A 15828-nucleotide genomic window follows, 5' to 3' on the forward strand; every position below is an offset into this window, starting at 1 on the left:
TCATTGTCTAATGGGACGATATTAATCGCCTCTTCCTTGGCAATACTTTTGGAGTCGTACATTGAGAAATTTAGCTCGTCAACGTTTTGGTTTCACCCTCGTGGAATTGCTCGTCGTGATCGCGATCATTGGGGTGCTCGTAGGCCTGTTGTTGCCGGCCGTGCAAGCGGCTCGCGAGGCGGCCCGCCGGATGAATTGCAGCAACAACTTCAAACAGATCGGATTGGCGGTGCACAATTATCATGCCGCCTACAACCAATTGCCTGTATCCCAGGGCGGCACTTCAAACCCATCAACCGTCGACGCGGACACGCTTTTGGTCGGTACTGGAATCAATCGTCTCGAGCTAAATTGGCTCGTAGGTTTGACCCCGTTCATGGAGCAACAAGCGATTTGGGAACAGATTAGCAATCCGCTTACCGTTACCGCCGGCACGTTCCAGGCGATGGGCCCTAACCCCAAAATGACGCAGGCAGACCATAGCACCAACCGCTACGCTCCTTGGCTCACCGAGATCCCGGCACTTCGCTGCCCAAGCGATCCAGGCGCTGGATTGCCTTCGTCCGGACGTACCAACTACGCCTACTGCGGCGGTGACTCTGTTCACATGGGCGACTGGGGAGCACTTGATAACAATGAAATGACCGACAATACACGTGCAATTGCCGTCAGGCACTCACAGCGAGGTGTCTTTGTTCCTCGACAAAAGATGCGTTTCCGAGACATCCTTGACGGACTTGCCAACACCATAGCCGCCGGCGAAATCACCACCGACTTGGGTGATCGCGACAAACGGACCACGTTCGGAGTTTCAGGCAGCAGTACAAACGATGACGGACGAGACCTGGTCCCCGCCGGCGGTGCGGTTAGCTGCAACGGCGTTGACGCAACTCGACCGCAGTTTTGGGGTGCCCAGGCAATCATCACGAACTCGGAACATCGTCGTGGCTATGCATGGGCCTATGGACGGATTGGCTACAGCGGCATGAACACAATTCTGCCTCCAAATCGAGAGATCTGTATGGCGACAACAAGCCGTGGTGCCTCCGCTGTCGCTCCACCAAGCAGTCGTCATCAAGGAGGTTGCCACATTTTGATGGGAGACGGAGCGGTGAAGTTCATCACCGATTCAATTGAAGCTGGCAACAGCAGCTCGGCTCAAGTATCCAATGCAACCGGAGGTTTAGCCGCAGGTCGCACCAGTCCATTCGGGCTTTGGGGAGCCCTGGGCACGCGAGCTTCAAAGGAAGTGATCGGATCCGACTGGTAAGCGAACCCAAAATTGACAAGGACGATACCACCAGCGGGACCTGCTGTTTCGCTGGTGTTTTCGCTTGTCACCACAGGTCGACCTCCACATCTCCTTCGCCGGCGTCGCAAAACATGTCCGCTCTCCCTACGCAGCACCCATCTTTTTGTCCCACATCTTTTTGCCATTAACGCAGTGGAGCAAGAATCTCGAACGCGACGTTCGATCCACGACCTACGCGGTGCCCAAACATGTCGAGCGTTGACGATACCAACGCTAGTCACGCCAATCATCGCGATTGAACAATGCAAACTTGCCGCGGCAGCAGCGATGGCGACCATAATCTCTGGTTGGGCGTTCGCGGGATATCGACACCGCGGTCGCAGCAAACTCGCAAAGCGATGGCAGTGACTGCCTTTGCCCATACACGCATCGTAGCCGAGACACAGAGAAAGGTTAAAAGATGATCGGTTAAAAGATGGAAACAACGCGAGTCCTTCATGCCTAATCGCGAATCGGCATGGCCATCCCATTTTTCTGTCGCACCAATTAGCCCGCGAATCACGCGAATGAACGCCAATTGGTAACGCACAACAGCCGTCGTAGCGTTCGACGCAGTGCTCATCGGACGAGCTCAATTAACGACCACGATCCCATTAACACGCTACGTCCCCTGAGGACCAAAACCCAGGCAAAAAAATGGGTGACAAAAAGGTGAAGACCGAAATACAGGGCAGCCGCTACTGCGTCTAGAACATTTTTCTGTCGCACCAATCTTTCTGTCTACCACCCGCTAAGCCTCAAGGCGTGCGAACACAACGAATCAATCTGCACCAGCTCCCAGCTCCCAGCTCCCAGCTCCCAGCTCCCAGCTCCCAGCTCCCAGCCCTCACTCCTCACTCCTCACTCCCCACTCCCCACTCCCCACTCCGTGTCTCCGTGTCTCCGTGTCTCCGTGTCTCCGTGTCTCCCTCCCAATCCGCAGCTCGCACCAAATCACCACCCGCCGTCTTGAGCCTGGCCGGAAAAAGATACGCGAATTCGCGAAAGCTGCCTTAGGTCGGGTGCACCGCCTGAGTCAATGGTGATCGCGAACATGCCGTCAGGCTGGACCGTGATGGGTTTGCGGAGTTCCATCACGAGTTGATGACAAGCGTCCTTGCCGACAAAGTCAGGCACAGTCCAGCCGGTATCGGACAAAGAGTCGATGCAATTCGCTGCAGTTTCGTCATCCTCGTTTCCTAAAAACCGACAACTTCGAAACTCTAATGGCATCGCCCCATTCTCAACGCTTTCGAGATGCGGATTGACCTCAAACAGCACCATTCTTTGATTATCGTTGGCGTCCGTTGCCGCTGACGGCAGCACCTCCAGCAGAATATGCTCGATTTGCATCAGCTTCGGTGGCTGAAAATAAAGCGTGAATTCTTGCCAATCGTTGGATGATCCTCGGAGCTCTATTGAATGGTCATCCAGCACGTTGTCAGAACCTTTCGACGACCAAACAACCTCTTCCGGGCTTGCCTGCACCCAGCGAGTCCGCTTGTTGGCACCGCCTTGTTCATCAGCACGAGATTTGGTTCGGTATTCCAGCAACGACTCGATACTGGCTCGCAATGGAGACTGGTCGACCCAAGCACGAATCTCACCGAGCGTCACATCCGAGTCAGCTCGATGATAGCGACCATCGGTGATGGCATGAAGCTGAGCATCATTTGGAAGGTCGATTACCCCGTCGCCAAAAGTGATGTAGGCGGGAGGAGTGACGTCGTCGACCTTGCTGCTCAAAAAGACTTCCGTTTTGAACAGGTGATGCTGTGACGTTTGAATGACGATGAATTCGAGCTTCACCGCGTCGGCATTCGCTGCGGAGCGTTTGTATCCATAGGTAACTTCCGCGAATCCCGTTGAGCAGCTTAAGCGAGTTGACGTTACCGTCGGTTTTGCCAGCGGGCTTTCTTGGCTACGAGCACTCGATATTGCAATAGCCACAACAAATAGTGCAATCATCAAACGCATTTGAATTCTTGTATCGTTCAAGTGCCGAGTCGGCGAAAGAATCCATGCAAATCCGAGATTTGATGGGTGGGAGTCATTCGCTCAAAATAACTGGCGACTCGGACCCGTGATCTCGGCAGCGTGCGGCTGCCGGTCACATTCACTCCACCCACCAAACACATGGATCAAAGTACACATGAAGATTCACGCACTAGACCTCGGCAAATTCAACTCCGTCGCCTGCTTCTTCAACTCCAAAACCAGAAAATCCAAGTTCCTCACCACGCCCACCCACCAGGAACGCTTCGCTCCGAAAGAATGTGTCGCACTAACGGAAGACGCTTGCTGCTCACTTGGAAATCTCAAGACAAGCGAACCCCAAGACACGCTGCCAACCGCGGACTTCATCGTCGATCGCGTTCTGCGGGCGACGGCGAAAGGATTCGGCCAGTTCCGAAACGGCAACCAGCACCGCTCGGGTGCTTACGACAGTCACTCCCGTTCGATAAGCAACTTCCGACTCGCTACGACTCAACCTTGTCCTTACGATGACCTGATTGCCGTAGAATTCAAGCGAAGCAAGTCACTCGCAAGCAGGTACACGAACGGAATGCCAAACATAAGCTTGCCGAGCGTTGACCCAATATGCTTTGCCAATATCGCATCCGGCAGATCTAACAGAGGAATCTGAACAACCGCGATTAGGCCAACCACGACAACATAGCCCCAACAAACCAACGAGAACTGATAGCCTCGTTTTGTTCCCTGCCACAGCAATATCGCACCAACGGCACCACAGACGCCTCGCGCAGTGAAAGTCACGATTGCGAGCGTGACCATCAAAACACTCACGGTAGGAATGATTTTAAGCAGGATCATTGCAACGAGCCCCGCTCCGCCAAGCAATCCGACAATACCGTGCAGAGCCGTGAAGACAGCGATCAACCTGCGCGGCTTGAGACCTTCTCTGCGACTGACATAGAGAGTCGAGTGCCCCGCCTGCCTTGCTCCCTGATTTGCCTGTGGTTCGCCCCCAATCGGATTCGATGCAACGAGCGGATCAGGAAAGGACTCTCCGCACAGCAAACAATTCGTCGCATCTTCGGAGTGCGTTGTCATCCCGCACTTCGCACACTTCCTCGGAGTTGGACGCATTGCGAGGGCGGCTGATTGGCCAATTTGCGGACCACGATCTGCGCTGGAAAATGGCGTTCCACACAGCAGACACTTCGTTGCATCGACAGTGTGCGTCGTCAACCCGCACTGCGAACATTTATTCGTCATTGGAGAAGTCAAACTTTGGTGCAGAACGGACGCAACAATTGCGTCGCGGCGATTAATTTTCAATTTTCAAAAGAACGACTCCGCCACCTCGTTTCGCCGCATTCTAATCCTATCGAGCGAATCGTGAAGAATGGCGAGATTCGTCGGCAAACGCCCATGCCCTCCTCCGCTGCACAAATTCGTGATCCACGATCGTGAGCTCGACTGCATCTACTTGCGTTTCATCATAGCGTAACCGCACATCGAGTCCTTCGAATACGGAAATCCCGTCGGCCGATCCCCTCCAGCATTACCTTGCAGATGCTCAATTTTATTGCCAACCCACCGGATGATCCCAAGATGCACATTGTCTGAATCGTCTCCAGCGTCGCTGTATTCGTCAAATGTCGCGTGGTCACCGTCTGTTGAAATCACAAGACGTCCTGAATCAATCGTCCGGTCACCCATCAATTTGATAAACCGGTCTCCTTCGACGACAAGTCGTGCTTTCACAAGCCAAGGTATAAAGAACGGTGCTTTCCCACCATTCTGGCCAAACGAAACGACTTTCCATTGGCCTTGAAGGTCCGCAATCGTAGGAGCGATTCGCTTCCTGTTTTCTATCGGCTTGGACTTTTGATTTTTTCCCCGTAGAACTTGCCAGTAAACAAGCAACGCAGTGAAAGCCGCGCCCAACAGGTAGTTAACAATAGGTGGATAATCCATGGAAGCTGATTCGCCTTCTCTTGCTCAATTTGATTGCCGGCATCGGGATAGCGATCGCCATCACCGATGAGCAGCCAATACGGTTTCCATTTGCACACTCGCCACGCCGTCCTTCGGTGGATAGCATGGCTCATGTAAGCCGCTGTCGCGGCGAGGTGGGGGTGTTTTTCGTTTGCTTTGTTTCGCCGATTCTCGCGGCGCTGGAACGCTTTCTTGCTGTTCTCTATACTCTCTCAACAAAGATCTGTCATCGTCAGCCACGAACACCTTGGCTGGATGAATCCGAACTCGAAGATCAAACTCGATCAGGTGCATTGGTTGGTGTGGCTGATTTTAGGCTGGACGCTCTGGCTGGCAAGCGGACATGCGCCGCAAGAGAAACCGCCGCCCCAACCGCTGTACTACTCGGATTGCAGCGACCGCTAGTCAGTGGTCGAGGTGAAATAACGGCACGCGTATCGGAGAACGCGTGGGAAAGTCGCTAACGAACCGTTCGAAAATAACTTCGCCATTTCAAAATGTTTCCCAAATGACATGAACCCTCCCGTGGCGTTAGAGCCGTGCCGCTAGAGCTTTACTCGGATGAGCGTAGCTCGGCCAGCTTCAAGGGTAGTGGACGAGGCTACGAGCCCCAGCGTTGGATGTAGTGGACGAGGCTACGAGTCCCAGCGACTCATCGGCATGACGGGACTCGTTGCCTCGTCCACTACAGAGAAGGCACTTCACCCGCGTGATTTGTTAACAAAAATCGCATGATGATGTGGTTTCCGAACAGTACTCAACGACCAAATCGCTCCGTTGACATTCTCCGCATCCACGCGATGTTTACGTATCGTCTTCGAGGTGCTGTTTATCATAACCCCGCCGACGGACCGTCGAAGTAGTGACAAATTCTTTTTGCTGAGGTTCCGTGACTGTATCAGGAGTGCCAGCAGGTGCCACAGCGATCATCGTGGAGTTGATGACGCGCCGTTTTGATTCATTGGGAGTTAGAATGGTGGCCGTATGGAGTGTGCCCTGCCACATCGGTTGGTCTTGGGAAAACGGTGCGGATGAATTGTTGACGCAAATGATTTGGTAATCGTTTCGCGAGAAGCATGGAATGCGTGTGGAATACGGCCGCAGCAATTCGTAGCCGGATTGAAACATTGGATTGTGCTTGGCCATGAATTCCTTGGGCGACAGGCTGAGATCGAACGCGCATTTCGCGTAGTCCGAGATTTCGAGTTCAGAGTCCACCTCGCTGGGCTCGTAGCCCAACATGAGGAAGCATTCGTCCGGGCCACCATCAAGATGAGGGCGAGTTGTTTCTTGTTGATCGAATCGCGAGGCTGACAGGTAGATCAGCGTGCTGTCGGTTCTGGATTCGTGAATTCCAGCCATTGCACGCTTGAGATCGACCATCAGTTGACGAAAAGCAACGGAATCGATGGAGTTGCCAAGGTTGACGACGCAGAAGCCCGGTGCATCGAAGTCAGTACGACACGTGCGATCGTAGATGTCGGTGGCGATTGACAGCACCTCCAAGGACGACGGACGCATGCAAATCGATTTGCGGAGCCATGGGAGCGTGTCGGCGTTCATCGGATTTCATACACACAACGGCGGGGACGGCGGTCCGGAACAGTTGACGTTCCATTCGTAAAACCTTGCAAGCCCGACTCCGGGCGAGTAGACCGAGGTCTCTTTGCTTTAGGTTAAGCTTTGTGCCCCCTGCTTTCCACCCGTTTCCCGTTGTGGTGTCACAGGATTCTAACCATGCCGCATTGCCCCGCGGCCCCGCTCCGATTCGGACGCGCCGCGTTACAGCATCCGGCTCCCAGCCGACACTTCTCACTTGCCGTTCCCTTGCACTCTTCAATCGCAATCAAGCGGGCGGCATGATGCACGTTGGCCCCGTGGAGATCCATCTGATTCGCAGCGAATACCGCTCGCCAACATTTCCCCGCGGATCACGCCAATGATTGCGAATGAACGCCGCATACCGAAAAGGCGATGAACATATCAATGAATGATTGACGATCGGTTGCGGCGACAGCGATCGTAATCTCTGGCTTGGAACTGGCTCAAAAGCCTCACTTCCCGCTGACACGAATCAACTGCCAACCGCGGATGCCCATGCGTCCGAGACACCGAGAAAGGTTAGAAGATGATAGGTTAAAAAACAGGAACAACGCGAGCGATCGACCCCAATCGCGAACCACCATGGCAAACTCATTTTTCTGTCGCACCAATAATTCTGTCGATCGATCGTCCGAGCAAGGACCGAACGAAATGCTCCGAGAGTCTCGTACACGGTATCGATCCGCAAATTCCGCGACCGACCTGCCCTAGCGCGGCCAAACTGCTCACACCGCAAGTGAGGACAGAAAGATTGGTGCGACAGAAAAATTCAAAGGCAGGAAGATAGAACATGCTATCTCGCGGTCGCCCAAACCTGCCGCTTCAACCTGTTGTCCATCCAGTCGCAACGCGACGAAATGCGATAGTGACGGACGCGAGTCCGTGGAACGTCAACGCAATAGACAAGCAGTAGTCGCAACGCGACGGTAGGAGCTCCCTCTCAACGCCAGTTAGCCCGCGAATCACGCGAATCAACGCCAATGGGCAACCGACGCACTCAATTGACGACCGCAAACGCAATAAATCGTTACGCCCCCCGATGACCAAAACCCAGGCAAAAAAATGGGTGACAAAAACATGAAGGCAGAACGATGAAGGCGATTAATGCGCCGCCGTTTCAATCTTTCTGTCTACCAGTTATGTCGATCCGCGATAGCATCTCTCTGTAACGATCAACGTCGCACCGCCAGGTGCCGCCGGAGAGAATCAATCTCCCGCTTGCGGCCATCATGTTACGACCGAGCACCGCCGAGGAAAGGTTAAAAAATCACTGGTTAGAAAATATGAAGCGATTGCTTAAGCAATCTAGGATCCGAGAGACGATCCGTTCTTGCTGGGTCGCATGAAGTATCCAGCATGACGAGAACACCGATCATCGCGAACCCGGGACGAGCTCGAACGAGCTCTAGCGACCTAAACCAACTTTTCCACAGTCCGCCAGTCATGGGCTAACGCACTCCTCACTCCTCACTCCTTGTCTCCCTCCCGCCCGCTCGTCTTCAAGCCATTTCCAGTCCGCAACTTCCATGCGATGGCTACCCTCCGGCAGCATGGTCGAAAGTCGTGTTCTGGAGTGAGTGAAAAAGGTGGCGCATCGCGTTGGAACAATCACCCTCAAACGGCCCAGAGGAGTGAGTGAGAGCAGGGTCGGTTGTCGCGGCGAGACATTCCAATACAAACTCGGAGAGTCCAGGCTTGAGAGAGCCGTTAGCAGTATAGAGGTCATAGACTTGCGGTCCCCCGAGACCAGATTGTCGTAGCTTTTCTTCAAACTCGTTGAGCGTGGTTACCTCGATGCGTCGCAGTGTCTCGTAGCCAATCCATCGCAGCGCTGCAGCATCAATACGGCTAGCATCTCCAATTGGACCGTACGTTCGCTCAAATAGTCTACGGTTCCTGAACAATTGCAGGTACTCTCCAAATAGCAAGTCCGGGACATTTCTGAGGTAAGGCTGAGGGGAGTCGCAGAATTGATGGAGTTGGTTCACCTTCGCAAGTGTTGCCGCCAGTCGAGCGTGATCAGCAAGTCGGTCTTCGTACGAAGGAACGCGATGAGTGTAGCGATCCACGCTCCACCCAATTGCCAAAGCAATGCAAGTCGTCGTCAATAACAGTGTGGATAGGCGATAACGCATGGATTTAGTCGGGGAACGACCGGCGTAACCCGGTTGTGGCGAGTCACTTCAATTCCAGGAAACGGCCCGACCACAACTCGGGTTCACGCAATTGCTATCCGCAGGGGGGGGGGGGGGGTAAGAGAAGGTGTTGTCATTGCGTCCCACCAGGGCCTAGGTTCGCTATCGCTGCCCAGACGTGGAATTGCACCACCAGCACTGCAAGGGACGAAACGAGGGCGAGTGCTCGGTATCTCACAACGATCGGAGCAGAGACCGATGCCGCCAAGACGCTCCCGACCGCGTAAACCAGAACCCAGAGAAGCAGAAGTCCCGGCATCGCGAAAGAAGTAATCGTTTCGACCAGCATAAAACCTGACAGCGAGAAAGTCCCCAGACTCCACGCAACCACGTACGGACGAAGCCTGCGTGCACCGTGCTTTTGCGGCGAATTTTCGATCGTCAATGGCGTCCGGTAGGGATTCATGTGGATTTAAGCCGGATAACGGCGGTGGTCAACTGGCGGCGACCCAAGATTTTGTGCTCACGAAAACACGTCGACGTCGCTCGGGTGCACCACGCTGGTTCTTGCGTGGGGCCTGCGTGGCGGACGAATCGCCAATCGGACGGCGCTCAACGAACCTCAGGATAGCGACCGAAGGAAGCACGAGCAACAAACGACAATGAAGATTCGGAAACGCAGCGATCTAGCGGCGTGGCATTCCAGACGTTATTAACAACCACAGATACACGCAGATGCACACAGATACGATTCTCGATCAACCACATCTGTGTCCATTTGTGTAAATCTGCGGTTAAGACCAACCTCGCATCGATCCGATGCGAAGGCCTGCACTACCAGGAAGTTCCAATGAAAGTGACCTTCGCCCGACACGATGTCGCTGCTGACGTGAACTGGGAAAAAACGTTCGAGACCTGGACAACGATTGCGACCCCAATAGGCTGCACACCATCGCCGCAAGAACGTCCAAAATCACCCGGTCACGACGAGAGATTCACTATTGACAAAACGCCCGACTTCGTGACGCGGGTGCATCTTCTGTTATCCCGCAGCGAGAATTACTCAAATGCCTTCATTGTCTCAGCCCAACGCTTTTTGTACCGCTTCAGGTTCTCGCCGCCGGCCGCATGGAAGTTAGTGACCCCAAAAGTGAGCAAGCGTTGAGAAATAGGGTTTTGCATGTCGTCGGTAACCACCCATAGCTGCACGTTTTTGACACCGTTATCGTTTGCGATCTTTTTCCATTTCAGGAGTTGGGATTCAGCATCATCGACAGAGAAAACGGTTTGACCAAGCCTGATCCCATGAGTTGTGGGAATTGGAAAAAACGCAATGTCCATCGGCAACACAGATTCGCGTGTCATACCGTCAGCCGGAAAGATCCGAACAATTGCGCCATCTGCTTGCAGTTCTTTGAACTTGGCGTACCGGACAATATTGGCCGGCTGTTCTGCCGCTTGCTTCTCTAGCGTAAGTTTTGCAACAAGAGCTTCAAGTTCCCTGACGCGATTCTGAAGGATCGCAATACGATCTTCGGTCGTTTTCTCACTTTGCTGAGCGAACACCGACGTAGATGTCAGCGAAGCAACAACGAACGCAAACAGTGTTGTTGGTAGTTTCATAAGGACTCCAAAGGTTTTAGCAGGCCTGAGCGGGATAACGTCCGAAATCACGAGGATCGCGCGATGGACCTTCCATCGCCCAAGATCAGCTCACGATCTCCAGTGCATTTCATGGTTCGTCGGCTTTATTGGCGCGGTAGCGACGGCCCAATCGAACACCGGCTTCCGCCGCCGCAAATACGCCCAGCGGCAGTAGCGTGAAGTTCCATGCGACAAATCGCATTATTCCTGGGTTGCCTCCGGTTGAAAGATTTCCAAAGATTGGACCCTCCAACGCCATGAAGGTCAAACCGAATATGCCAAACGCAACTGTGCACATCAACACCGGGCGAAGGGCAAATCGCGAGTGGGCAACGAATCCCGCGCAAATAGTGGCTGAGCCCCACAAGGTCCCCGCCCACATTACCTTGTAGCGTAGAAATGGGCTGTCGAGTAACATCACGAGCGCAGCCCATACGACGACTGTTAGCCCGACACTCGAAGCGGCGGTTGCCATCATTCTCGCGATCCGCGAGACCGGTCCCCCCGGAGTGTCAGTGTGTTGGCTTTGGCTGTGTGATGGTGCGTACGGATTCGTCTGCATAGGCATTCGGTATCGTGGCCGCACAGCATCAGTCCGACGAACGGGACCGATCACCGAGGACCGCGAGTAGAGTTTCCATGTCAAAACGCGACGCCCGATCCTTCGGCGCATCGGATGGTTAAAGAAAGGGCTGAGCTTCGGCTAATCACGCCCTCTCGTCCAGTTCGTTAAATGCAAATCATCGACAGAGATTCGGGTTCAATCTACGCGGTACGCGAAGGGAACCCCTTATTGGTTATCCACCGTCCTGAGGGTTCTCAGCGTCAAGATATTGAATGTACACGATACGCTCGAGTGCAACGTACGCAGTTCGACCGGGGAATGCGACCTTAACCTCCGGACACTCGTCAGTGACGGTTCCCCCGAGAAATCGCTTACCGTCAATGTCGACGATCGCACAATTAACGAGCACTGTGTTGTCGCCGCCGTTTTCGCCACCGGTGCCAAACGCGACCAAGGCGGGCCTGTCCCCTAAGCCTTGCAGGTTGACATGGCCTGCTGGGTCGCCTTCATCAGCCAAAGCGTACCTAAAGGTGGTCAGACCAATAAAGGTAACTGCGATCAATGCGAACGCGCAAGTCGTCTTGTACTTCATCGCTGGTTCCTAGATTGCGGTCAGTGCACAAGGTTGCACGAATGGATTTTAGTCGGATAACATTACCGATCAGCCGGCGGCAACGGCCAATCACCCACTTCAAAACGCCCGCCTTCGCCGCTCGGTTGCATCGGATGGCTTCCCGCTTTTCCGGCGGGCATTGACGCCAACCAAGTGATCGACGACGGCACAACTATAACGTGTGAAACAACAGCCAGTATATCCGCGTGAAGTCATCGTTCAGGCGTCTCGTTCGTATCTCGACGCGAGATCGCAGATGCAATGGCAACAATTGAGACACACAGTCCCGAATACACCAATCCAGGGAGCCAACCGACCACAATTGATATGCCCGGCGCAAGGCTGTTGTATTCCGGATCAGTCGCAAGATTGTATTGAGCGCCCGCAACCATGAAAGTCCAAACAACGACCGTTCCGTATAGAATCGCGCGCCCCCTGCTGCGAATGACGATTGCAAGTATCGGTGGGAATAGTAGCGTCAGAGTTGCGAACACCGCGTCCAGTGGAGAGCCTCATTTGTGTCGGGGAACGTCGGTCGTCAGCGGGCACGGCCAATAGGATGTCCATTTGTAAACGCCATACGCCGTGCTCCGGGCGAGTAGAACGGAGTCTCTCGGATGTTAGGATACGCTTTGTGTTCACGGTTTGCCACGGATTTCTCCTTTGTGGTGCCACAATATTTGATCCTTGTCCAATTGATCACCGACCCCTCTAAGAACCGGACTGGCGCCGCCGGCTCCCAGCCCACACCTCGCACCTGGCATCACTTCGCACTCTTCAATCGCGATCAAGTCCGCGTCACCAGCACTTGCCCCGTGGAAATCCATCTGATTCGCAGCGAATACCGCTCGCAAACACTGGCCCGCAAATCACGCCAATCACCGCGAATGAACATCTCACCGTCCAATGGTCGACGCGACTTAGCCACCACGAATGCAGTTAGACGCTAGCTTCGCAAATGATCAACCCCCAGGCAAAAACATGGGTGACAAAAAGATGAAGGCAGAACGATGAGGCACAAGATTCTTCGTCCTAAAAATCTTTCTGTCGCAACAATCTTTCTGTCTTACATTCGCCATCACCTGCCGCGCACTCCTTCACTCCTTCACTCCTTCACTCCTTCACTCCTCACTCCTCACTCCTCACTCCTCACTCCTCACTCCTCACTCCTCACTCCTCACTCCCACCCGCTCGTCTTCAGACCATGTCCAATCCACAACATGTGCCCCATGGTTCCCCAGATTGCTGTAACGGGATATCGCTAACCACGGCGGTTGACGTGGATCCAATCATAGCGAGCGCAACGACCGCCAGTAAATCCGTTTGCAGACGCTCCATCATGCATGAAGACCGTCTGAATCGCCGAAACGACCGCGATCAAGTCATCATCGCCAGCCAGCAAACAGTACGGATCAGGTGACACGCGTGGACATGCGTGCCATTACCTACCAGCCCTGCCGCGTGCTCGCCTGCTTCGGATGGTTCTGGCTAAACGGCTGGAACAACGCAGGTGCCCCATTCTCACCAGAGCCCAAAAGTGCGCCCATGTCCGGTGCCCGCAGCAACACTCTTGGCAGAGAACATGGAACCACAGATAAACGCAAATGGACGCAGAGCTTTAAATGGATGAATCTGTGTTCATCCGCGTTCATCTGTGGTTGGCTAAGTTATTGAGCCGAGAACCCCAGTGATCGACCACGCGGCAAGCCAGACTGAAGAACAATCGCCACTGGAGACAGACACCGAACTCCGCGGGCAACACGCGGTAGCTGCCACGTCGAAGGCCCACAACCCCATTCCGCCACGCCCGCTCTTCCGCCAGTTGTTGATGGGGTTTGCGCAGGAGCAAACGGAGACAACAGAGTTCCAGTCGGCAATCCCACCGTTGACTCCGTTCCCTCCAGCGAGCCGCTGCACGGACCACCGAGTGATCTATCGTCGCGGACCAGCGCGGGAAAAGGCAAGCTAAACGACGCGGCTTACGATCGTTCGCACCGTCAAAAACCAAGCGTCACCAGGAGTGCGGTCGCAGACGGTCTGCGCAGCATCGCGAAACACAAGGCCCGCAGCCTCACTGGCAGACAATCTGGAAACGCACAGAGCGGCCCATTTGCTGGCTGCAACTCGGCACCCCGAGCCACCTCCGCCACCATCATCAGTCCTGCGGTCACGCGACAAGAAAGCAAAAGCCTTCGTAAATTCTCTGGGTGATCGCTGAATCTTCAAAGCGTTCCACCGGCCTTCTTGAACCAAGGCCTTGAACATCGGCTCCGCTCGTGCCTCGCTCCGCGATGTCAAAGCCTTCATTGTTATCTACTCAATGTACTGCTCGCACGTGCGAATGAACCCGTCGAGTCCCTGTTCGGCCAATTCTTGTATCGTATCGGTTTCGTGATCCCAGTAGCAGATCAGGCCAAAGGAGTCGTCTCCATCTGTGTTTCGACGATAGCCAAAGAATCCGCCCATCCCGTCACCAGCGAAGAAAAACAAATCCTGGCTGTTTGGATATAGCTGTTGGTATTCGGCGTCTTCCCATTCATCAATCACGGATTGAAAAGTGTATCCGTCGCGGGATTCGACAGAGAAGATGGAGACCATATCACCAACTGGTGCCCCATCTGTTTCGCGCAGAAGGTCAGACAGTTCGTCAGGAATCGCCCCGTTCCGTTGAATGAATTCGGCGAGTGCAGACGCCGAGACTGGCGGATTGAAGTCCGTTTCTCCGTACGTTGCTGTAATGAGGTCTTTGTACTGCACGGAAAGCCCGGGCTTGGTAGATAACGGCGGTCGTCAGCGGGTACGGCCTATTGATTTTCTATTTGTAATTGCCTGATGCCGTACTCCGCTGCACGACATGGTTACCCGCGTTTTGTACATTCAAGATCATCGGGGCGGCCATTCACCGTTGTCTTTCATCTTTTGGATCGTTTGATTGATGTCTTCCATGAAGACAATCCCAATCAACCTCGCCCCAGAGTTCCGTAGTGATTCTAGCTGCGGAGTTGGTATGGAAGCAACAAGATTGTCAACTGCGGAAGGCACTGATGTGTCGGCAAGACAAACACTAACGCTCCGGCGATCGGAGCCTGAGTCGAAATAGACGGTCGCCTGACCAGGGTCGTAGTCGTGTCGATCCAAAATATGAACCGAGAATTGCGTGGAGTACCAGTCGATCATGGTATCGAGGTCGGTATCAGCAATGAAGACAAGGCCCTCGTGGTAGGGATCGCGGAGATACTCGACGTCAAGTGGTTCGTGGTGTGAGGTCGTCGAGTGAAGGAAGTCGTCGAGCGTATCAAATTTGGTTTTAGGCATAGGTGTAGCGACGTCCGGACGCTGAGAATTGCAACCGACCAACAGCATGAGGAATATAAGCGAGTAGGTGAACGCTCTCATGAATGATTCGCTGGACGGTGCTGTTGATTGAGCCAACGTGCTGACTTTGTCTTCAGTCGGGTAACGGGAGCGATGTGCGGGCGGCGAAGGGTGATTGAGCCACTTTGCAAAAACGATGCCGCCGCTCCGTCACCATCGCATGGTTATCGCAGATCGCAGCAAGCTTGAATCGAGCATGGATGCGGTGGCGTTCCGCCCCGTGGGTGGCCCGTCAAGCAGACAACCGTTGGGATCGACCAGTGAGGCTAGTGTAACGGACTGCGATGACAAAATGTTGCACGATCACCAACGGGAATTTCGCTTGTACGCCAGCGTTGGAATGAATTGCAAAACCAACGCAGGCCACGCGGCTAGTTGCGATAACGTCGGACATCACGGGGCACGGAGAGTTGACTGTCCATTACGAAAAAAGCCGCAAGCCGTGCTCCCGGCGAGTAGAACGGAGTCTCTCGGATGTTAGGATACGCTTTGTGTTCACGGTTTGCCACGGATTTCTCCTTGTGGTGTCACAATATTTGATCCTTGTCCAATTGATCACCGAACCCTCTCAGAACCGGACTGGCGCCGTTAACGCATCCGGCTCCCAGCCGACACCTCTCACCTGGCATCACTTTGC

General features: G+C 54.1%; 13 protein-coding genes and 1 pseudogene. 3 read left to right on the plus strand and 11 right to left on the minus strand.

Annotation, left to right across the window (positions count from 1 at the left end; all coding sequences use genetic code 11):
• Positions 1-61: 61 nt before the first annotated feature.
• The gene (locus ABEA92_RS29730) at positions 62-1270 is read left to right on the plus strand and encodes a DUF1559 family PulG-like putative transporter (RefSeq protein ID WP_345689232.1); all 1209 of its coding nucleotides are present in this window, start codon (positions 62-64) and stop codon (positions 1268-1270) included.
• 268 nt (positions 1271-1538) lie between these two features.
• On the opposite strand, the gene ABEA92_RS29735 is transcribed toward ABEA92_RS29730, so the two are convergent.
• The 4 genes from ABEA92_RS29735 to ABEA92_RS29750 form a co-directional block, all read right to left on the minus strand.
• Positions 1539-1874, minus strand: a complete 336-nt coding sequence (locus tag ABEA92_RS29735) for a hypothetical protein (RefSeq protein WP_345689234.1) — start codon at positions 1872-1874, stop codon at positions 1539-1541.
• A 371-nt stretch (positions 1875-2245) separates the two neighbouring features.
• Positions 2246-3268 (minus strand): hypothetical protein, encoded by a 1023-nt coding sequence (locus tag ABEA92_RS29740; protein ID WP_345689236.1) that lies wholly within the window; start codon positions 3266-3268, stop codon positions 2246-2248.
• Between the two features lie 328 nt (positions 3269-3596).
• Complete coding sequence (locus ABEA92_RS29745) at positions 3597-3743, minus strand: hypothetical protein (RefSeq protein ID WP_345689237.1); 147 nt, start codon at positions 3741-3743, stop codon at positions 3597-3599.
• Between the two features lie 998 nt (positions 3744-4741).
• Positions 4742-5236 (minus strand): hypothetical protein, encoded by a 495-nt coding sequence (locus tag ABEA92_RS29750; protein ID WP_345689238.1) that lies wholly within the window; start codon positions 5234-5236, stop codon positions 4742-4744.
• Positions 5237-5500: 264 nt separating this feature from the next.
• Between ABEA92_RS29750 and ABEA92_RS29755 the strand changes: the two are divergent.
• Positions 5501-5650, plus strand: a pseudogene (locus ABEA92_RS29755) (IS91 family transposase); the annotation flags it as partial.
• A 411-nt stretch (positions 5651-6061) separates the two neighbouring features.
• Here the strand turns inward: ABEA92_RS29755 and ABEA92_RS29760 are convergent.
• The 4 genes from ABEA92_RS29760 to ABEA92_RS29775 form a co-directional block, all read right to left on the minus strand.
• Positions 6062-6820: a hypothetical protein gene (locus ABEA92_RS29760; RefSeq protein ID WP_345689241.1), complete on the minus strand. Its 759-nt coding sequence runs from the start codon at positions 6818-6820 to the stop codon at positions 6062-6064.
• A 3233-nt stretch (positions 6821-10053) separates the two neighbouring features.
• A complete protein-coding gene (locus ABEA92_RS29765; RefSeq protein WP_345689243.1) occupies positions 10054-10617 on the minus strand; it encodes a hypothetical protein in 564 nt (187 codons plus the stop codon).
• Between the two features lie 109 nt (positions 10618-10726).
• Entirely contained in the window at positions 10727-11200 is a 474-nt protein-coding gene (locus ABEA92_RS29770; RefSeq protein ID WP_345689245.1) for a hypothetical protein, read from the minus strand.
• Positions 11201-11435: 235 nt separating this feature from the next.
• Positions 11436-11795, minus strand: a complete 360-nt coding sequence (locus ABEA92_RS29775) for a hypothetical protein (protein WP_345689246.1) — start codon at positions 11793-11795, stop codon at positions 11436-11438.
• Positions 11796-12433: 638 nt separating this feature from the next.
• Between ABEA92_RS29775 and ABEA92_RS29780 the strand changes: the two genes are divergently transcribed.
• Positions 12434-12766 carry a hypothetical protein gene (locus tag ABEA92_RS29780; protein WP_345689248.1) on the plus strand — a complete coding sequence of 111 codons (333 nt, stop codon included), beginning with the start codon at positions 12434-12436 and terminating at the stop codon, positions 12764-12766.
• 311 nt (positions 12767-13077) lie between these two features.
• Here the strand turns inward: ABEA92_RS29780 and ABEA92_RS29785 are convergent, their stop codons facing one another.
• From ABEA92_RS29785 to ABEA92_RS29795, 3 genes are all read right to left on the minus strand, one after another.
• A complete protein-coding gene (locus tag ABEA92_RS29785) occupies positions 13078-13239 on the minus strand; it encodes a hypothetical protein (protein WP_345689250.1) in 162 nt (53 codons plus the stop codon).
• A gap of 890 nt (positions 13240-14129) precedes the next feature.
• The gene (locus ABEA92_RS29790; protein WP_345689252.1) at positions 14130-14573 is read right to left on the minus strand and encodes an SMI1/KNR4 family protein; all 444 of its coding nucleotides are present in this window, start codon (positions 14571-14573) and stop codon (positions 14130-14132) included.
• Between the two features lie 126 nt (positions 14574-14699).
• Positions 14700-15212 carry a hypothetical protein gene (locus tag ABEA92_RS29795; protein ID WP_345689254.1) on the minus strand — a complete coding sequence of 171 codons (513 nt, stop codon included), beginning with the start codon at positions 15210-15212 and terminating at the stop codon, positions 14700-14702.
• Positions 15213-15828 lie beyond the last annotated feature (616 nt).

It is taken from the genome of Novipirellula caenicola, from assembly GCF_039545035.1.
GTDB classification, from domain to species: Bacteria; Planctomycetota; Planctomycetia; order Pirellulales; family Pirellulaceae; genus Novipirellula; species Novipirellula caenicola.

Excerpts from the sequence above, each read along its gene's own strand:
- ABEA92_RS29735 (WP_345689234.1), bottom strand. The coding sequence starts at position 1,874 with ATGAGCACTGCGTCGAACGCTACGACGGCTGTTGTGCGTTACCAATTG.
- ABEA92_RS29740 (WP_345689236.1), bottom strand. The coding sequence starts at position 3,268 with ATGCGTTTGATGATTGCACTATTTGTTGTGGCTATTGCAATATCGAGT.
- ABEA92_RS29750 (WP_345689238.1), bottom strand. The coding sequence starts at position 5,236 with ATGGATTATCCACCTATTGTTAACTACCTGTTGGGCGCGGCTTTCACT.
- ABEA92_RS29760 (WP_345689241.1), bottom strand. The coding sequence starts at position 6,820 with ATGAACGCCGACACGCTCCCATGGCTCCGCAAATCGATTTGCATGCGT.
- ABEA92_RS29765 (WP_345689243.1), bottom strand. The coding sequence starts at position 10,617 with ATGAAACTACCAACAACACTGTTTGCGTTCGTTGTTGCTTCGCTGACA.
- ABEA92_RS29770 (WP_345689245.1), bottom strand. The coding sequence starts at position 11,200 with ATGCAGACGAATCCGTACGCACCATCACACAGCCAAAGCCAACACACT.
- ABEA92_RS29775 (WP_345689246.1), bottom strand. The coding sequence starts at position 11,795 with ATGAAGTACAAGACGACTTGCGCGTTCGCATTGATCGCAGTTACCTTT.
- ABEA92_RS29780 (WP_345689248.1), top strand. The coding sequence starts at position 12,434 with ATGTTAGGATACGCTTTGTGTTCACGGTTTGCCACGGATTTCTCCTTT.
- ABEA92_RS29795 (WP_345689254.1), bottom strand. The coding sequence starts at position 15,212 with ATGAGAGCGTTCACCTACTCGCTTATATTCCTCATGCTGTTGGTCGGT.